Origin of the sequence: Allobosea sp. TWI1241 (assembly GCF_039673065.1) — a bacterium.
Taxonomy (GTDB): Bacteria; Pseudomonadota; Alphaproteobacteria; order Rhizobiales; family Beijerinckiaceae; genus Allobosea.
In genome coordinates this window covers 442190-458991 of record NZ_JBDJKW010000001.1, presented here as the reverse complement: position 1 = coordinate 458991, position 16802 = coordinate 442190, and the positions used below count along the sequence as shown (strand labels likewise).

The window sequence follows — 16802 nt, the reverse complement described above, 5'->3', positions numbered from 1 at the left end:
GGAGATGCCGGGGCTTTGCCGCGGCATGACGCCCATGGCTGAGGACACCCTCGTCCTGCTCGGCATCGTCGGGGCGCCGCACGGCGTCCATGGCGAGGTGCGGATCAAGGCCTTCACCGGCGATCCGCTTTCGCTGGCCGATTACGGCCCGCTGGTCGACCGCCAGGGCCGCCGCTTCGAGATCGCCGCGATCCGCCCCGCCAAGGAGGTGGTCGTCGCGCGGCTCAAGGGCGTGACCAGCCGGGAGGCCGCCCAGGCGTTGACCGGCGTCGAGCTGCTGGTCGACCGCGCCAAGCTGCCGCCACCCGAGGACGAGGACGAGTTCCTGCAGGCCGATCTCGTCGGCTGCACGGTCGTCGGCCTCGATGGTGCCGTGCTCGGCACCGTCTCCGCCGTCGCCAATTACGGCGCCGGCGACCTGCTCGACATCGCGACGCCCGACGGGCGCTCGGTGCTGATGCCCTTCACCAAGGCCTGCACACCGCGCATCGACATCGCCGGCAAGCGTATCGAGGCGGACCCGCCCGCCGGTCTGTTCGAGGACGACGATGAAGGCTGAGACCCCGGCGCGCGCGCTGATCTTCGACATGGACGGCACCATCGTCGACAATATGCGCTTCCACGACGATGCCTGGGAGAGCTGGTATCGCGGCTACGGCCTGCCCTTCGAGCGCGAGACCTTCTCGGCGCGCACGGCCGGCATGGCGATCTCCGACATCATCGGCCCGCATTTCCCCGCCGCCGACGCGGCCGAGCTCGACCGGCTCGCCGAGGAGAAAGAAGCGCTCTATCGCGAGACCTATCGCCCGCATGTCGCGGCGCTCGGCGGGCTGCCGGCGCTGCTCGACAAGGCGCGCAGACATGGCGTGCCGATGGCCGTCGGCACCGCCGCGGCCCCGGCCAATATCGGGCTGATCCTCGACACGCTGGCGATCCGCGAGCGCTTCGCCACCATCGTCTCGCCGAGCCAGGGTTTCCGCGGCAAGCCGCATCCCGACCTGTTCCTGGCGGCCGCCGAGCGCATGGGCGTGGCGGCGCAGGACTGCATCGTCTTCGAGGACGCGCCGAACGGCGTCGAAGCCGCCCGCCGGGCCGGCATGCGCGCCGTCGCGCTGCTGACCATGCTGCCGGCCGAGGCCTTCGCCGGCTACCCCAATGTGATCGCCACCGCGCAGGACTTCACCGCGCTTGCCGATCTGCCGGCGCTCTCCTTCGCCTGAACCGCCGCGCATTGCGGGCGGCCGGGCCGCCCGCTAGACTGCCCGCACCATGAAGCAGGCCCACTGTACCAGCTCCATCGCGTCCCGCCTCGCCTGAGGCGCCGGACGCCAGGCCTGACGGGCCCCGGTCGCACCGGGCGCCCGCCCTTCCTCATGTCTGAATGGCGACGACCTGCCTCGCGGCGGGCGCGCCGATGCGAGTTGTCCCCAATGACCAATGTGTTCGAGAGCCCCTTCAAGGGCATTCCGCTGACCGCGCAGGTGCGCCATCCCAATATCATGGTGGGGCGCCACAGCTATTACTCCGGCTATTATCACGGCCATGGCTTCGACGACTGCGCCCGCTTCCTGCTGCCGCAGGAGGGCGCGGACCGGCTGATCGTCGGCAGCTTCTGCTCGATCGGTTCGGGTGCGGCCTTCATCATGGCCGGCAATCAGGGCCACCGGAACGACTGGATCAGCACCTTTCCGTTCCATTACCTGCCCGACGAGCCGAGCTTCGCCGGCGCGCGCGACGGCTATCTGCCCGCCGGTGACACGGTGATCGGCAACGATGTCTGGATCGGCTCCGAGGCGATCGTGATGCCGGGAGTCAGTATCGGCCATGGCGCGGTGATCGGCACGCGGGCGCTCGTCACCCGCGACGTCGAGCCCTACGCCATCATGGGCGGCAACCCGGCGAAGACGATCCGCAAGCGCTTCGACGACCGCCATATCGCGCTGCTGCTCGACCTCGCCTGGTGGGACTGGAGCGACGAGGCCCTGCGCGGCGCGATGCCGCTCCTAACCAGCGGCGATGTCGACGGGCTGCACGCCTACTGGACGACGCACGTCCAGCCGGGCTGAGCCGGGCGCGGCGGCCGTGTTGCACGGGTGACGCGGCCGCCGTTTCGTGCCAGAAGAGGCGCATGTCGTTTCGCGCCTCCGTCCTCACGCTCTATCCCGAGATGTTCCCCGGCCCGCTCGGCCATTCGCTGGCGGGGGAGGGGCTTCGCACCGGCCTGTGGTCGCTTGCCGCGCACCAGATCCGCGAGCACGGCATCGGCCGGCATCTCAAGGTCGACGACAATCCAGCCGGCGGCGGCGCCGGCATGGTGCTGCGCTGCGACGTGCTGGCGGCGGCGATCGACGCGGCCGTGCCCGATGGCGATACCCGCCCGCGCCTGCTGATGTCGCCGCGCGGGCGGCCGCTGACCCAAGCCATGGTGCGCGACTATGTGGCGGGTGACGGCGTGGTCATCGTCTGCGGGCGTTTCGAGGGCGTCGACGAGCGCGTGATCGAGGGGCGCGGCCTGACCGAGGTCTCGATCGGCGACTACATCCTCTCCGGCGGCGAGATGGCCGCCATGGTGCTGCTCGACGCCTGCGTCCGCCTGATTCCCGGCGTGATGGGCAAGCAGGCTTCCGGCGAGGAGGAGAGCTTCGAGAACGGGCTGCTCGAATATCCGCACTACACCCGCCCGCGCGAATGGGAGGGGCGGGGCCTGCCCGAGGCGCTGCTCTCGGGCGACCATGCGCGCATCGCGCGCTGGCGGCGCGAGCAGGCCGAGGCGATCACCCGGACGCGCCGGCCCGACCTGCTCGACCGCGATCAGGGATAGGCCGTCACCGGCAGCTTCTCGGCGAGCCAGCCCGCGGGGCCGAGCATGCCGTCGCGCACCGCGAGGAGATCGCGCCAGCCGCGCCCGGCGAGCTTGCGCACCGTGGCGGAGGACTGCGCGCCGCTGCGGTCGATCAGGGCGATCGGCCGGCCGGGATGATCGAGCCGCAAGCCCGCCAACCGGACCTCGAAGGCGGAGCCTGTCACGTCGAGCGGGCGCGCGCCGCGGGGTACGCCGGTATCGGCCCATTCGTCGGGCGTGCGGATGTCGACGAGCGTCAGCCGGCCGGCCTCGGCCGCGGCCAGCGCCTCGCGCACCGGTAGCGAGGCCGGAGCCTGTGCGGATGCCGTTCCCGCGGCGAGGGGCAGCGCGGCGAGGCCCGAGACGAACCGGCGCCGCGTCGTGCTAGGGTGATCCTGCATGCGTCTGCTTCTGTACATCGCCTTCGCCGCCGTCCTGATCGCCGCCATCGCGCCGCACGACGCCAGGCGCCTGCTGACGAAGCTGTGGCATGCGGTGCCGGGCCAGTCGCGCCCGTCGCTGCCGCCCAGATTAGCCGAGCCGGAGCCGCTGCGCATCACGATCGCCGGCCGCACCCATCTGCTGCGGCTCGACGCGCTCCAGCGCTTCGGCGCGACGCCGCGCGAGGAACTCTGCACCGAGTCTTCCGACGAGGGGCGCGCCAATGCCTGCGGCCGCGTCGTGGCGGGTTTCCCGCCGGGCGATGCGGCGCTGCTGCAGGCCGCTGTCGTGCTGGAAGGCGCGGGCAAGGCGAACCCGGCCGAGCGCCTCGCCCGCCTGCGCGACGCCAACGGGCTCGTGCTGATGGGGCTGCGCAGCGGGGCCTTCGCCGGTACGCCGAACCTGCCGGCCTTCGCCTATGGCCGCGTGGCGGACCAGGCGGATAACGGGCGCGTCCACGAGATCGCCGCCGAGCTGGCACAGGCGAGCGCCGGCTTGTGTGACGAGGACGACGACGATTGCCGTATGGTGGCGCTGCAATCGGCCGGCCGCAGCCTCGTCGCGGCCGGGCGCTGGTTCAACGATGCCAGGCGGTTGCAGGCGGCGGCGGAGCTGCTGGCCTCGACGCAGGCGACGATGCGCACGCCCATCGCGGCGGCGGACCGCTTCGACCTCGCCAACGATATCGGCAATGCCTACAGCTACGCCTCGACTTTCGCGGCACCCGAGCAGCGCGTGCCGCTGATCGCGCGGGCGATCGCCGCGTATGAAGCGGAACTGCCCTATGCAGAGGCGCAGGCGCCGTCCTTCGACTCCGGCAAGCTCTGGCAGAATCTCGGCGCGGCCTATGTCGATCGCGGCGTGCTGACCGGCGATCGCCGCGATTTCGAGCGCGGGCTCGCGCTCTACGAAAAGAGCCTGCCGCTGTTCGACCGCACGCGGAACCGGAGTTCCTGGGCGCGGTCGATGTCGAACATGGGCGCGGCGCGCGGGCAGCTCGGGCTGGCGGCGGCCGATCTCGCGATCCACGAGCAGGGGCTGCGCGAGCAGCGCGAGTCGATCGCGGCCTTCGAGGCGGGGGAGGAGCGGCTGGACGCCGCCTATGGCCGCTATCGGCTGGCGCTCGGCCTGTCGCAGATGGCGCAGACGGCGGACAGGCTGGCGGGGCAGGTGCCGGCCGAGGAGGAGACGCGGCGGGCGGAGCTTTCGGCGGTCGCGGCGCGGAGCCGCAGGGACGCGCTCGCCGTGCTGGTCGAGGCGGCGGAGACCTTCCGCCGCTCCGGTTCGCGGGACTATCTCGCCCGGGTCGAGCGCCTGACCGCGGAGATCAGGCGCTCGCTTCCCGAGGAGTAGGTCTCAGCGCAGCTCGGCGCAGAAGCGCTGGATGCGGCGGCAGGCCTCTTCCAGCGTCTCGTCGGCCGTGGCGTAGGAGATGCGGAAGTTCGGGCCGAGGCCGAAGGACGAGCCGTGCACGGCGGCGACCGCTTCGGTCTCCAGCAGGCCGAGGACGAGGTCCTCGTCGGTCTCGATCTTCTTGCCGTTCGGCATGGTCTTGCCGATCAGCTCCGAGCAGTCCGGGTAGACGTAGAAGGCGCCTTCCGGCACCGGGCACTTCAGGCCGCGGGTCTGGTTCAGCATCGAGACGACGAGGTCGCGGCGACGCTCGAACGCCTTCTTGAACACCGGGATGTGCTCCTGCGTGCCGTCGAGCGCCTCGACCGCGGCCCATTGCGAGATCGCCGAGGTGCCCGAGGTCTGCTGGCCCTGCACCGTGTCCATGGCGGTGATCAGATGCTGCGGGCCGGCCGCGTAGCCGATGCGCCAGCCGGTCATGGCGTAGGACTTCGAGACGCCGTTCATGGTCAGCGTGCGCTCGTAGAGGCCGGGCTCGACCTGGGCCGGGGTGACGAACTGGAAGTCGCCATAGACCAGGTGCTCGTACATGTCGTCCGAGAGGATCCAGACATGCGGATGGCGCATCAGCACGTCGGTGAGCTTCTTCATCTCGTCGCGGGTATAGGCCGCGCCCGACGGGTTCGAGGGCGAGTTCATGATCACCCACTTGGTCTTGGGCGTGATCGCGCGCTCGAGCTCTTCCGGCTGGAGCTTGAAGTCGTTCTCGATCGTGGTGTGGGCGAAGGTCGCGACGCCGCCGCAGAGCTGCACCATGTCCGGGTAGCTGACCCAGTAGGGCGCAACGCAGATCACCTCGTCGCCGGGGTTCAGCGTCGAGAGCAGGGCGTTGTAGATGACGTGCTTGCCGCCGGTCGAGACGATGGTCTGCGACGGCTTGTAGTCGAGGCCGTTCTCGCGCTTGAACTTGCGGGCGACCGCCTCGCGCAGCTGCGGGATGCCGGCCACCGGCGTGTACTTCGTCTCGCCGCGGCGGATGGCGGCGATGGCCGCTTCCTTGATGTTGTCCGGCGTGTCGAAGTCCGGCTCGCCGACGGAGAGCGAGATCACGTCCTTGCCCTGCGCTTTCAGGTCACGGGCCTTCTGCGTGATGGCGATGGTCGCAGACGGCTTCACGCGCTTCAGGGCGTCGGCAAGAAAAGCCATGGTCCAGATCTCCGGGAATGAGGGGCGCCTGCTCCGGCGCGGGCGTGGTTTAGGCTTACGAGCACGGCTCCGCAAGCCAGAGCCGGTGATACCAGCCAGAAAGGAAGCGAATGGGCATGCATCGGGAGGGCAGGTTTCGCGTCGCGCGGCTTGCGTCCGAGCCCTCCGGCTGCGATGGCCCAGCCATGGACGAGAACAGCCCCCGCATCGCGATCTATATCGATGCCGATGCCTGCCCGGTGAAGCCGGAGATCTACCGTGTCGCCGGCCGGCACGGGCTGCGCGTCTTCGTGGTCGCCAACAGCATGATCGCGGTGCCGCGCGAGCCGGGGATCGAGCGCGTGACGGTCTCGGGCGGCTTCGACGCGGCCGATGACTGGATCGCCGAGCGGGCCGCGCGCGGCGCCATCGTGATCACTGCCGACATCCCGCTGGCCGATCGCTGCCTGAAGGCCGGGGCGGAGGTCATCGGCCCGACCGGCAAGCCCTTCACCGACGCCTCGATCGGCATGGCGTTGGCGACGCGCGACATGATGGAGGATCTACGCGCCATGGGGATGGCGGGCGGCGGGCCGAAGCCGTTCTCGCCCCGAGACCGCTCCGCCTTCCTCCAGGCGCTGGAGGTCGCGGTGCAGCGGCTGAAGCGGGCCGGGCTGCGCGCCTGAAACGGGCGCGCGCGGGTGCCTTTCGGCCCTCGGCTGGACGGGCCGGCGCTTTCTCCGTAATCCTCGCCGCGAGCAAAGCCGCGCCGCATGAGCGGCGGGCCCAGGGAGGATCTCGATGTCGTTCACCCGCCGTACCACGCTCGGCCTCGTCGCCGGGGCCGTCTTCGCGCCGTCCGTGCTGCGGGCGCAGAGCTTCCCGTCGCGGCCGATCACGCTGGTGGTGCCCTATCCCGCCGGCGGGCCGACCGACGCGATCGCCCGTTTCGTGGCGCAGGAGATGTCCGGCACGATCGGCCAGAACGTCGTGGTCGACAACCGGGCCGGCGCTTCGGGCGCGGTCGGCACCCGCGCCGTCGCCAAGGCCGAGCCGGACGGGCACACCTTCATCTTCGGCAACAACCAGACCCACGGGAACAACATGTTCCTGCTGAAGGACCCGGGCTACGACGCGGTGAAGGACTTCGCACCGGTCTGCGGCGTCGGCGCCTTCGAGCATGCCTTTGTCGTGCGCAACGACCTGCCGGCCAAGTCGATCGCCGAGCTGGTGGCGCTGGCCAAGGCCGAGCCCGGCAAGCTCAACTACGGCTCGACCGGCGTCGGCTCCGGCTCGCATCTGGCGATGGAGCTGTTCATGCAGCGCACCGGCATCAAGATGACGCATGTGCCGTTCCGCGGCGCGGCGCCGCTGGTGCAGGAGCTCGTCGGCGGGCGCATCGACATCGCCAATTCGACGCTGCCCTCGGTGCTCGAGCAGATCAATGCCGGCACGATGCGGGCGCTGGCGCTGGCCTCGCCGGAGCGCAATCCGCGCGCCAAGGACATTCCGACGCTGCGCGAGCAGGGCGTCAGCGATGCCGACGCCGATTCCTGGGCCGCCTTCTTCGCGCCTGCCGCGGTGCCGGCGCCGGTGCTCGACGCCCTCTCGAAATCGGTGATGGCGGCTTTGTCCAAGCCGGAGATCAGCGAGAAGATCCTGAAGCTCGGCTTCACGCTCAAGGTGCGCGATCCGGCAGCGTTCAAGCCCTATCACCTCCAGGAGATCGCCACCTGGGAGAAGATCATCAAGGAGGCGGGCGTCCAGCCGGCCTGAGCACGACCAGCACGACGGCGCGGCGCCTGCCGCGCTGTCGTCACGAAGCCGCGCGAGCCTGTGGCCGTCCAGGGAGGAGAACCGGAATGCGCCCAGCCTTCGTCGCCGCTCTCGCACTGTGCCTCGCCGCGCTCCCCGCGCAGGCGCAGCAACGCTTCAAGTCCAGCGCCGGCGACCTCGTCGTCGAGACGGTTGCCGAGGGGCTGCAGAACCCCTGGGGCCTCGCCTTCCTGCCGGACGGGCGGATGCTGGTCACCGAGCGCGCCGGCCGGCTGCGGCTGGTCTCTTCCGACGGCAAGCTCTCGGCCGCCATCGCCAATACGCCCAATGTCACCGGCCGCGGCCAGGGCGGCCTGCTCGACGTGGCGCTCGATCCGGATTTCGCCGGCAACCGTCTGATCTATCTCTCCTTCGCCGAGCCGCGCGCCGGCGGCAACGGCACCAGCGTGGCGCGCGGCAAGCTGAACCAGGCCGACACGGCACTGGAGCAGGTCGCGGTGATCTTCCGGCAGATGCCGACGATCAACAGCAACATGCATTTCGGCTCGCGGCTGGTCTTCGACCGGACGGGCGCGCTCTTCGTCACCACGGGCGACCGCTACGGCCAGCGCGACGAGGCGCAGAACCCGGCCAACCATATCGGTAAGGTGATCCGCATCAGGCCCGACGGCAGCGTGCCGGCCGACAATCCCAACAAGCCGGGCTGGCAGCCCGAGATCTGGTCGATCGGCCATCGCAACGTCCAGGGCGCGGCGCTGCATCCGCAGAGCGGCCAGCTCTGGACCGCCGAGCACGGCGCGCGCGGCGGCGACGAGATCAACACGCCCAAGGCCGGGCTGAACTATGGCTGGCCCGTCATCACCTATGGCGTCGACTATTCGGGGCTGAAGATCGGCGAAGGCACCGCCAAGGCCGGCATGGAGCAGCCGCTGTTCTACTGGGATCCCTCGATCGCGCCCTCGGGCGCCGCCTTCTACACCGGCGAGCGCTGGCCGGGCTGGAAGAACTCGCTCTTCGTCGGCGGGCTCGCCGGGCAGATGCTGGTCAGGCTCTCGACACAAGGCGAGGCGGTGACCGGCGAGGAGCGCCTGCTCGACGGGCTCGGCGAGCGCATCCGCGACGTGCGGCAGGGGCCGGACGGCTATCTCTACCTGCTCAGCGACGATGCGAAGGGGCGCGTGCTGCGGGTGCGCCCCGCCCCGTGAGGCGATGGTCCTCTCAGGGGCCGCAATCCCACTGGTGCTCGACGATGAAGACGTTGCGCGCGGCGAGCTTGCCGCGCGTGTCGTAGAGATCCCCGACATGATAGGTAATGCCGGCATCGTCATGGGCGTCGCGGCGGACCTGCACCGACCAGCCATAGCCGACCTTGCGGCTGCGCCAGTCGGGATGGACGTCGTCGATCGTCGCGGAGGCGAGGATCTGGGCGCTGGAATCGGCCGGCGCGCAGGTCGGGCCGGCGAGCGCCGGCGCGGCGCAGAGGACGAGGGCGAGCGAGAGCGGCAGGCGGTTGGGCATGGGCTGTTCCTGGGCGGGGTCAGGGCGTGACGAAGCCCCCGCGGCCCCGGCGAGGGGCGGCGGGTCCGATCGGGTGGCTGGTCAGGCCTTGGCGTGGAAGATGAAGAAGGCGCCGGCCGCGATCAGCGCGAAGCCGACGGCATGGCTCCAAGTGAGCTGTTCCTTGAGCCAGAACACCGAGAACAGCGCGAAGACGGTGAGCGTCACCACTTCCTGGATCGTCTTGAGCTCGGCGGCCGAATAGACGCCGTAGCCGATCCGGTTGGCGGGGACGGCCAGCATGTATTCCGGCAGCGCGATCATCCAGCTGGTCAGGATGACGATCCAGAGCGCGGCGCCCCTGTAGGAGAGATGCCCGTACCAGGCGAAGGTCATGAAGATGTTCGACCCGACCAGCATGAGGACGGGCAGCAGATGGGCGGAGCTCAGGGCCGGCATGGCGGGAGACCCTTGACGGAGGGAGAGGGAGAATCGGAGGGGCGACGCTCTGTCGCGGTGCGTCGTCCGGCCGGGGGAGGCGGGCCGGATCGCGGACAGAGCGCTGCGGTCATGGCGGTGAAAAGGCGGAATCGTGTCGCTTCACGGTTACATAGCGCATCCAGGCGCGGTGCGTCTCGCCCCGCATGGTTAACCTCTCTTAAGGATCGCGCCGTAGTTTGGCGGCATTGTCTCGTTCAGGTGGACCCATGCGCGCATTGATCCTCGCCCTGCCCGTCGTCTTCGCTGCCTCGGCCGCATCGGCGAATTTCGCCTCCTGCGTCGCAGGGCTGCGCTCGGCCGCGATGGCGAAGGGCGTCAGCGCCGCCACCTTCGACCGGGCTATGTCGGGCGTCACGCCCGACATGAAGATCATCGAGGCGATGAACAACCAGCCCGAGTTCAAGACGCCGATCTGGGACTATCTCGGCACGCTGGTCGACGACGAGAAGGTGGCGGAGGGCCGCCGCATGCTGCGCCAGCACGCCGGCACGCTGGCGGCGGCCGAGAAGCGCTTCGGCGTCGACCGGCACACGATCGTCGCCGTCTGGGGCGTGGAGAGCGATTTCGGCAAGGCGCGCGGGCGCTGGCCGCTGGTCCAGGCGCTCTCGACCGGGGCCTGCCTGGCGCCGCGGCGCAACGCCTTCTTCCGCAACGAGCTGATCTCGACCCTGCAGATCGTCCAGCGCGGCGACCTGCGTCTGGAGCAGCTGGTCGGCTCCTGGGCCGGCGCCTTCGGCCACACCCAGTTCATCCCGTCGACCTATATGCGGCTGGCGGTCGATGGTGACGGCGACGGCCGGCGCGACCTGGTCGATTCGATCCCCGATGCGCTGCACTCGACCGCGAATTTCATGCGCCGGGCCGGCTGGGTCACCGGCGCCAGCTGGGGCTATGAGGTCCGTGTGCCGGGCAGCTATTCCGGCGGCACCGGCCGCAACCCGAAGCGCCCGGTCTCCCACTGGGCCGGGCAGGGCGTCGTGAAGTTCGACGGCTCGGCGCTGTCGGGTGGCGGCAATGCAGGGCTGCTGATGCCGGCTGGGCGCAACGGCCCGGCCTTCCTTGTCTTCAAGAACTACGACGCCGCCTTCAGCTATAACGGCGCCGATTCCTATGCGCTGGCGATCTCGCTGCTCTCCGACCGGCTGCGCGGTCGCCCCGGCGTGCAGGGCCAGTGGCCGACCGACGACCTGCCGCTCTCGCGCGAGCAGCGCCGCGAGCTGCAGCGCCTGCTGATCGCCCGCGGCTACGATGTCGGCGAGCCCGACGGCGCGGTCGGCTCGCTGACCCGCGCCGCGATCCACGACGTCGAGGGCCGGCTCGGCATGCCGCCGACCGGGCGGCCGGGCGAGAAGGTCCTGCGCGCGCTGCGGGGGCGCTGAATCATGAGCGAAACGCGTCGCCTGATCTCCACCGGCTCGCCCTTCGAGCACGCCTTCGGCTATTCGCGCGCCGTCGTCGACGGGGACTATGTCTTCGTCTCCGGCACGACGGGCTACGACTACGCGACCATGGCGCTGCCCGAGGATGTCGGCGCCCAGGCGCGCAACATCTTCCGCACGCTGGAGAGCGTGCTGGCGGAGGCCGGCTCATCGCTGGCCGAGGTGGTGCGGGCCCAGTATTTCGTCACCGATGCGGCCTATTGCGAGCCGGTGCTCGCCGTCTGCGGCGAGGTCTTCCGCGAGATCCGCCCGGCGGCCGGCATCTATGTGATCTCCGGCCTGCTGAAGTCCGAGCTCAAGGTCGAGATCGAGGTGACGGCGCGGCTGCGCCCGGCCGCCGTCACAGCCTGACGGCGCTGTAGGCCTCGGTGCGATAGGGCACGGTCACCGACGTCTCGCCGGCGAGCGCGGGTTCGCCGGCGATCAGCGTCCTGACCTCGGCCGCGACCGCGTCGCGCGCCGCTGGATCGAGCGCCGCGATGAAGCTGGTCGAGAGCACGCGCGCGACGATGACGTCCTCCGCCGGGCCGCTATGGCCGAAGGCGAAGTCTGCCCGCAGCAGCGGGCCGAAGCCCTCCGCCGGGAAAGCCGCCTTCCAGCCGCCGCGATGGGCGCGCGGCGCGTCGCCCTCGTAGCGCGCCACCAGCTCGCCCAAATGGGCGACCCAGCCGATCGTGGCGTCGCGCTGGTTCCTGACCAGGCCGAGCCGGCCGCCGGGCCGCAGCACACGCGCCATCTCGCGCAGCGCTGTTGCATTGGCGAACCAGTGGAAGGACTGGGCGCAGATCAACGCGTCGAGGCTGGCATCCGCCAGGGGGATCGTCTTGGCGCTGCCTTCGTGCACGGTGACGGCGGGATAGGCGGCCGCCAGCCTGTCGCGCATCGCCGCCACCGGCTCGACGGCGATGACCTCCGCGCCCGTGGCGAGCAGCAGCGGTGCGAACTTTCCGGTTCCGGCGCCGAGGTCGAGCACGCGCCGGCCCGGGCCCAGGCCGATCGTGTCCCGCAGCCAGGTGCCGAGCGCCGGCGGATAGTCCGGCCTGCGGCGCACATAGGCGTCGGCGCCGGAGGCGAAGCCGCGCGCTGCGGCCGGGTGGAGCGATCCGCGTCCTGTTCGCGATCGCTGCTCATGCGGGCTGCTCCTGTCCTGCCGAGGGCTCCGGTGCTGGGCCGGTTCTTGCGCCGGGCCGTGGCGTTTCGATGTCATGTCCCGTCGGTGGGGCCGGTGTGCGCCCGGCAGGCGCGGTTGCGCTTGCCTGCGGCGAGCAGCGCCCGTAATCACCCGGCACCATTCTTTTCAGATTGCGCGAGGCTCTCGACCATGGCGACCCACAAGCTGCTGCTGCTTCCCGGCGACGGTATCGGCCCCGAAGTGACCGCCCAGGTCGAGAAGATCGTCTCCTGGTTCGAGAAGACCGGTCTGGCCTCCTTCGCGCTGGAGCGAGGCCTGGTCGGCGGCATCGCCTATGACACCCACAAGCAGGCGATCTCGGAAGGCGACATGAAGCTCGCCCAGGACGCCGACGCCGTGCTGTTCGGCGCGGTCGGCGGGCCGAAATGGGCCGATGTGCCCTATCAGCACCGTCCCGAGGCCGGCCTGCTGCGCCTGCGCAAGGATCTCGGCCTGTTCGCCAATCTGCGCCCGGCGATCTGCTATCCGGCGCTGGCCTCGGCCTCGTCGCTAAAGCCCGAGGTCGTCGAGGGCCTCGACATCCTGATCGTGCGCGAGCTGACCGGCGGCGTCTATTTCGGCGAGCCGAAGGAGATCGTGACGCTGGAGGACGGCCAGAAGCGCGGCGTCGACACCCAGCTCTACACCACCGGCGAGATCGAGCGCATCGCGCGCGTCGCCTTCGAGCTGGCGCGCACCCGCCGCAACAAGGTCTCCTCGGCCGAGAAGCACAACGTCATGAAGACCGGCGTACTCTGGAAGCAGACGGTCGCCGCCCTGCACGCCGCCGAATACAAGGATGTCGAGCTCGAGCACGTGCTGGCCGACAACTGCGCCATGCAGCTGGTGCGCTGGCCGAAGCAGTACGACGTCGTGGTCTGCGACAACCTGTTCGGCGACATCCTCTCCGACGTGGCGGCGATGCTGACCGGCTCGCTCGGCATGCTGCCCTCCGCCTCGCTGGGCGCCGAGGATCCGGCGACCGGCAAGCGCAAGGCGCTCTACGAGCCCGTCCACGGCTCGGCGCCCGACATCGCCGGCAAGGGCCTCGCGAACCCGATCGCGATGATCGGCTCCTTCGCCATGGCGCTGCGCTACTCCTTCGGCGCCGGCGAGGCCGCCGACCGTCTCGAGGGCGCGATCGCCGACGTGCTGGGCTCCGGCACGCGCACCAAGGACATCGCGGCGCCGGGCGCCAATGCCGTCTCGACCACCGAGATGGGCGACGCGATCATCAAGGCGCTCGAAGCCCGCGGCTGAGGCGGCTTCGGCTCCGCCTCCGTGCGGGCCACGACTGGACGCTCTGACGGCCCGCCTCGCGCGGGCCGTTCACGTTTGCGGCGCAACCGCTCTCCCTCTCGTGAGTTGGTCGGGTGCGCGGGGAGCACTAGGCTGACCGCCAATCGACACGGAGTATGTCCGTCATGCTGATCAGGCACCGCGCCGGCTGGGAACTGCCCGAGAGCGCCGCGACCCCGGAATCCGTCTATCTCGACCGCCGCCAGTGGCTGGCGGGCGCCGCCGGTCTCGTCGCGGGCACGGCGCTGCCGGGCCTCGCACGGGCCGACACCACGGCTCCGACGAGCGACCTCTATCCGGCGAAGCGCAACGAGGCGTTCACGCTGGACCGGCCGCTTACCGAGGAGAAGCTCGCGGCGAGCTACAACAATTTCTACGAGTTCGGCATGTCGAAGGACGTGGCGGGCGCGGCCAAGCGCCTCGTCGCCCGACCCTGGACGATCAAGATCGACGGGCTGGTCGAGAAGCCCTTCGAGATCGACGCCGACGAGCTGATCCGCAAGATGGGCGTCGAGGAGCGGCTCTACCGCTTCCGCTGCGTCGAGGCCTGGTCGATGGCCGTGCCGTGGACCGGCTTCCCGCTCCGGAAGCTGGTCGAGCTCGCCCGTCCGCAATCGGGTGCCAAATACATCCAGATGCAGACCTTCCTCGATCCGCGCATGGCGCCGGGCCAGGGGCAGCGCTGGCTGCCCTGGCCCTATACCGAGGGGCTGACGCTGGCCGAAGCGACGCACGACCTCACGCTGATGGTGACCGGCATCTACGGCAAGCCGGTGCCGAACCAGCACGGTGCGCCGCTGCGGCTGATCGTGCCGTGGAAGTACGGCTTCAAGTCGGTCAAGTCGATCAACCGCATCAGCTTCGTCGCCGAGCAGCCCAAGACCTTCTGGGAGGGGCTGCAGGCCTCGGAATACGGCTTCTGGGCCAATGTGAACCCCGAGGTGGCGCATCCGCGCTGGAGCCAGGCGAGCGAGCAGGTGCTCGGCTCGCGCGAGCGCCGGCCGACGCTGCTGTTCAACGGCTATGCCGAGCAGGTGGCCGGCCTCTACAAGGGCCTCGAAAAGGAACGCCTCTGGGCCTGAGCCTGAGGCGACGGCGGGAATCGGGTGCCATGCGCCGGCATGCAAGGCTATCCTGCCGCCATGGAGACGTCCTTCTGCTTCTTCGACACGGCGATCGGCCGTTGCGCCCTGGTCTGGCGCGACGGGCGCATCGTCGCCGCGCAGCTGCCGGAGCGTGACGAGGCGACGGCGCGAAAGCGCCTCGCGCGGCGCTGCCCCGAGGCCGGCGAGGCCGAGCCGCCTCCCACGATCCGCGCGGCCATCGCCCGCATCGTCGCCCTGATGGCGGGAGAGGCGGTCGATTTCTCCGATGTGGCACTCGACCTCGACCTCGACGCCGCGACGCCGTTCGAGCGGCGCGTCTACGCGGTGGCGCTGGCGATCCCGCATGGCGAGACACTGAGCTATGGCGAGGTGGCTGCGCGGATCGGCGAGCCCGGTGCGGCGCGGGCCGTCGGGGTGGCTCTCGGGCGCAATCCGATCCCTATCATCGTGCCCTGCCACCGCGTGCTCGCGGCCAATGGCGGCACCGGCGGCTTCTCGGCGGATGGTGGCGTCGAGACCAAGCTCAGGCTGCTGACCATCGAAAAGGCACGCACCGGCGCGCAGCCCTCGCTGTTCGAGGCTTTGCCGCTGCAGGCGCGCACGCACTAGCCGGCGCCTGAAAAACGGGCAGGCAGCCCCGCGGCGGATGCCGTGAATGGAAGAGCGATAGGCAAGAAAAAAGGCCGGCGTCCCGAAGGAGCCGGCCTAGAAGTTTGAAACATTCAGCGCAGAGCGCCAAACATCTCAGAGGGGAACGGCTGGAACGAACTCGACGCCGGGAGGAGAATGCGGAGCCCGTTCCGAACAACCGTGAGCTGAATATCGGGCAGGTCGTGCCTTTTTGCAATGCAGCATTCGGCGGGGCGGTCATGCGCTTGATGCATGAGAATTGGGCTGGTTGCGTCATAATTCCGCATTGCCTTGCGTCTGCCGCAGGTGTGGCGGAAAAAAGGCAGGCGCCGAGTGCCGCATTTTCGCGCTGCTGCCGCGCGCAGTTCTCCGTCGGCGCGGAAACTGTGCAGCTGCGAGCAGCCGCTGCAGGGACGAAACGGGGCGGGAATGTGGTGTTTCGTGCGCCACGCGCCAGATGTTCGCCGGCGGATCGGGCCGTAAACGGCGGTGTGGCCGGCCCGGGAGGACTCATCTCGCGCCGCAGCATCCGGCGCGCTGGCCGGATGCCGTCGCAAGGGCGGCCGGAGCCGCCCGTTCAGTAGGTCCAGCGCTGCGCCTTCTGGATCAGGAAGTCGCGGAAGACCTGCACGCGCGCCACCGACTTCATCTCCTCGGGATAGACCAGATAGCTCTCGAGCTGCGGCATCTCAGTCTCGCGCATCAGCTGCACGAGCGGCGAGCCCGTCTCGATGAGATAATCCGGCAGCACGGCGATGCCGGCGCCCGAATCGACCGCGCGCTTCATCGCCGTGATGTTGTTGACCTCGAGATGGATCGGCCGGGGATTGCGCTGGTCGCGCCCGAGCGAGCCGAGCCAGTGCACCGCGGTGAGATAGGAGGGCGAGGTGCCGCCGAAGGAGAGCAGGCGGTGATTGTCCAGGTCCTCATAGCTCTTCGGCTCGCCGAAGCGCTTGATGTAGGCCGGCGAGCCATAGACGTGGAAGTGCACGGTGAAAAGCCGGCGCTGGATCAGGTCGGGCTGCTGCGGCTGGCGCAGGCGGATGGCGATGTCGGCCTCGCGCATCGACAGGTCGAGCTCCTCGTCGGTGAGGATCAGCTGGACCTTGATGTCGGGATAGAGGTCGAGGAACTCCGCGAGGCGCGGCGTCAGCCAATGGCCGCCCAAGCCGCGCGTCGCGGTGACCTTCAGCTCGCCCGAGGGGTGCTCGCGCGTCTCCGAGAGCTGGGCGCGGGTGCGTTCGAGCCGCTGCGTCATCTCGCGCGCGGCGCGCCATAACAGCTCGCCCTGTTCGGTGAGAATCAGGCCGCGGGTGTGGCGGTGAAACAGCGGTGCGCGCAGCTCGCGCTCGAGTGCGCCGATCTGCCGGCTGACCGCCGACTGGCTCAGGCCGAGGCTGTCTCCAGCCTTGGTGAAGCTCCCGGATTCAGCAACCGTGTAGAAGATGCGGATGCGGTCCCAATCCACCGCGTTCCCCCCGTGTTATGCGTTCAGCGCATGATGGAAGGGGAAACGCGTCAGGTCAACGGCTGCTGAGCCGGGATCCGGGATTCCAGCTGCT

At 70.0% G+C, this 16802-nt stretch carries 19 protein-coding genes; 13 read left to right on the top strand and 6 right to left on the bottom strand.

The window, feature by feature from the left end; translation table 11 throughout:
- The first annotated feature begins 34 nt into the window (after positions 1 to 34).
- The 4 genes from rimM (at position 35) to trmD (ending at position 2821) form a co-directional block, all read left to right on the top strand.
- Positions 35 to 559 carry a ribosome maturation factor RimM gene (gene rimM, locus ABE438_RS02205; protein ID WP_346500756.1) on the top strand — a complete coding sequence of 175 codons (525 nt, stop codon included), beginning with the start codon at positions 35 to 37 and terminating at the stop codon, positions 557 to 559.
- Positions 549 to 1220, top strand: coding sequence for an HAD family hydrolase (locus ABE438_RS02200; RefSeq protein WP_346500754.1), 672 nt, complete (start codon positions 549 to 551; stop codon positions 1218 to 1220). The genes rimM and ABE438_RS02200 overlap by 11 nt, the downstream gene beginning before the upstream one ends.
- A 210-nt stretch (positions 1221 to 1430) precedes the next feature.
- Positions 1431 to 2066 (top strand): type B chloramphenicol O-acetyltransferase, encoded by a 636-nt coding sequence (gene catB / locus ABE438_RS02195; RefSeq protein ID WP_346500752.1) that lies wholly within the window; start codon positions 1431 to 1433, stop codon positions 2064 to 2066.
- A 62-nt stretch (positions 2067 to 2128) separates the two neighbouring features.
- Entirely contained in the window at positions 2129 to 2821 is a 693-nt protein-coding gene (gene trmD / locus ABE438_RS02190) for a tRNA (guanosine(37)-N1)-methyltransferase TrmD (protein ID WP_346500750.1), read from the top strand.
- On the opposite strand, the gene ABE438_RS02185 is transcribed toward trmD, so the two are convergent.
- Positions 2812 to 3243 carry a rhodanese-like domain-containing protein gene (locus ABE438_RS02185; RefSeq protein WP_346500748.1) on the bottom strand — a complete coding sequence of 144 codons (432 nt, stop codon included), beginning with the start codon at positions 3241 to 3243 and terminating at the stop codon, positions 2812 to 2814. The two genes, trmD and ABE438_RS02185, sit on opposite strands and share 10 nt — an antisense overlap.
- Between ABE438_RS02185 and ABE438_RS02180 the strand changes: the two genes are divergently transcribed.
- Positions 3242 to 4636, top strand: a complete 1395-nt coding sequence (locus ABE438_RS02180; RefSeq protein ID WP_346500747.1) for a hypothetical protein — start codon at positions 3242 to 3244, stop codon at positions 4634 to 4636. The genes ABE438_RS02185 and ABE438_RS02180 overlap by 2 nt on opposite strands.
- A gap of 3 nt (positions 4637 to 4639) precedes the next feature.
- On the opposite strand, the gene ABE438_RS02175 is transcribed toward ABE438_RS02180, so the two are convergent.
- Positions 4640 to 5842, bottom strand: a complete 1203-nt coding sequence (locus tag ABE438_RS02175) for a pyridoxal phosphate-dependent aminotransferase (RefSeq protein ID WP_346500745.1) — start codon at positions 5840 to 5842, stop codon at positions 4640 to 4642.
- Positions 5843 to 6027: 185 nt separating this feature from the next.
- Between ABE438_RS02175 and ABE438_RS02170 the strand changes: the two genes are divergently transcribed.
- From ABE438_RS02170 to ABE438_RS02160, 3 genes are all read left to right on the top strand, one after another.
- Positions 6028 to 6507 carry a YaiI/YqxD family protein gene (locus ABE438_RS02170; RefSeq protein WP_346500743.1) on the top strand — a complete coding sequence of 160 codons (480 nt, stop codon included), beginning with the start codon at positions 6028 to 6030 and terminating at the stop codon, positions 6505 to 6507.
- A gap of 115 nt (positions 6508 to 6622) precedes the next feature.
- Positions 6623 to 7597: a Bug family tripartite tricarboxylate transporter substrate binding protein gene (locus ABE438_RS02165; RefSeq protein WP_346500741.1), complete on the top strand. Its 975-nt coding sequence runs from the start codon at positions 6623 to 6625 to the stop codon at positions 7595 to 7597.
- Positions 7598 to 7683: 86 nt separating this feature from the next.
- Positions 7684 to 8802 carry a PQQ-dependent sugar dehydrogenase gene (locus tag ABE438_RS02160; protein ID WP_346500739.1) on the top strand — a complete coding sequence of 373 codons (1119 nt, stop codon included), beginning with the start codon at positions 7684 to 7686 and terminating at the stop codon, positions 8800 to 8802.
- Between the two features lie 13 nt (positions 8803 to 8815).
- On the opposite strand, the gene ABE438_RS02155 is transcribed toward ABE438_RS02160, so the two are convergent.
- A complete protein-coding gene (locus ABE438_RS02155) occupies positions 8816 to 9115 on the bottom strand; it encodes a hypothetical protein (protein ID WP_346500737.1) in 300 nt (99 codons plus the stop codon).
- Between the two features lie 81 nt (positions 9116 to 9196).
- Positions 9197 to 9553, bottom strand: coding sequence for a DMT family protein (locus ABE438_RS02150; RefSeq protein ID WP_346500735.1), 357 nt, complete (start codon positions 9551 to 9553; stop codon positions 9197 to 9199).
- Positions 9554 to 9801: 248 nt separating this feature from the next.
- Here ABE438_RS02150 and ABE438_RS02145 point away from each other — a divergent pair, with 248 nt between their 5' ends.
- Positions 9802 to 10974 carry a lytic murein transglycosylase gene (locus ABE438_RS02145; protein WP_346500733.1) on the top strand — a complete coding sequence of 391 codons (1173 nt, stop codon included), beginning with the start codon at positions 9802 to 9804 and terminating at the stop codon, positions 10972 to 10974.
- A 3-nt stretch (positions 10975 to 10977) separates the two neighbouring features.
- Positions 10978 to 11385 carry a RidA family protein gene (locus tag ABE438_RS02140; RefSeq protein ID WP_346500731.1) on the top strand — a complete coding sequence of 136 codons (408 nt, stop codon included), beginning with the start codon at positions 10978 to 10980 and terminating at the stop codon, positions 11383 to 11385.
- Here the strand turns inward: ABE438_RS02140 and ABE438_RS02135 are convergent.
- Positions 11375 to 12085: a class I SAM-dependent methyltransferase gene (locus ABE438_RS02135; RefSeq protein WP_346500729.1), complete on the bottom strand. Its 711-nt coding sequence runs from the start codon at positions 12083 to 12085 to the stop codon at positions 11375 to 11377. The two genes, ABE438_RS02140 and ABE438_RS02135, sit on opposite strands and share 11 nt — an antisense overlap.
- Positions 12086 to 12355: 270 nt before the next feature.
- On the opposite strand from ABE438_RS02135, the gene leuB reads away from it, so the two are divergent.
- From leuB to ABE438_RS02120, 3 genes are all read left to right on the top strand, one after another.
- Positions 12356 to 13465, top strand: a complete 1110-nt coding sequence (gene leuB / locus ABE438_RS02130; RefSeq protein ID WP_346500727.1) for a 3-isopropylmalate dehydrogenase — start codon at positions 12356 to 12358, stop codon at positions 13463 to 13465.
- 164 nt (positions 13466 to 13629) lie between these two features.
- On the top strand, positions 13630 to 14586 hold the full coding sequence (gene msrP, locus ABE438_RS02125) for a protein-methionine-sulfoxide reductase catalytic subunit MsrP (protein WP_346500725.1): 957 nt from the start codon (positions 13630 to 13632) through the stop codon (positions 14584 to 14586).
- A gap of 60 nt (positions 14587 to 14646) precedes the next feature.
- Complete coding sequence (locus tag ABE438_RS02120; RefSeq protein ID WP_346500723.1) at positions 14647 to 15219, top strand: methylated-DNA--[protein]-cysteine S-methyltransferase; 573 nt, start codon at positions 14647 to 14649, stop codon at positions 15217 to 15219.
- Positions 15220 to 15817: 598 nt separating this feature from the next.
- On the opposite strand, the gene ABE438_RS02115 is transcribed toward ABE438_RS02120, so the two are convergent.
- Complete coding sequence (locus tag ABE438_RS02115) at positions 15818 to 16708, bottom strand: LysR family transcriptional regulator (RefSeq protein ID WP_346500721.1); 891 nt, start codon at positions 16706 to 16708, stop codon at positions 15818 to 15820.
- Between the last annotated feature and the right edge of the window lie 94 nt (positions 16709 to 16802).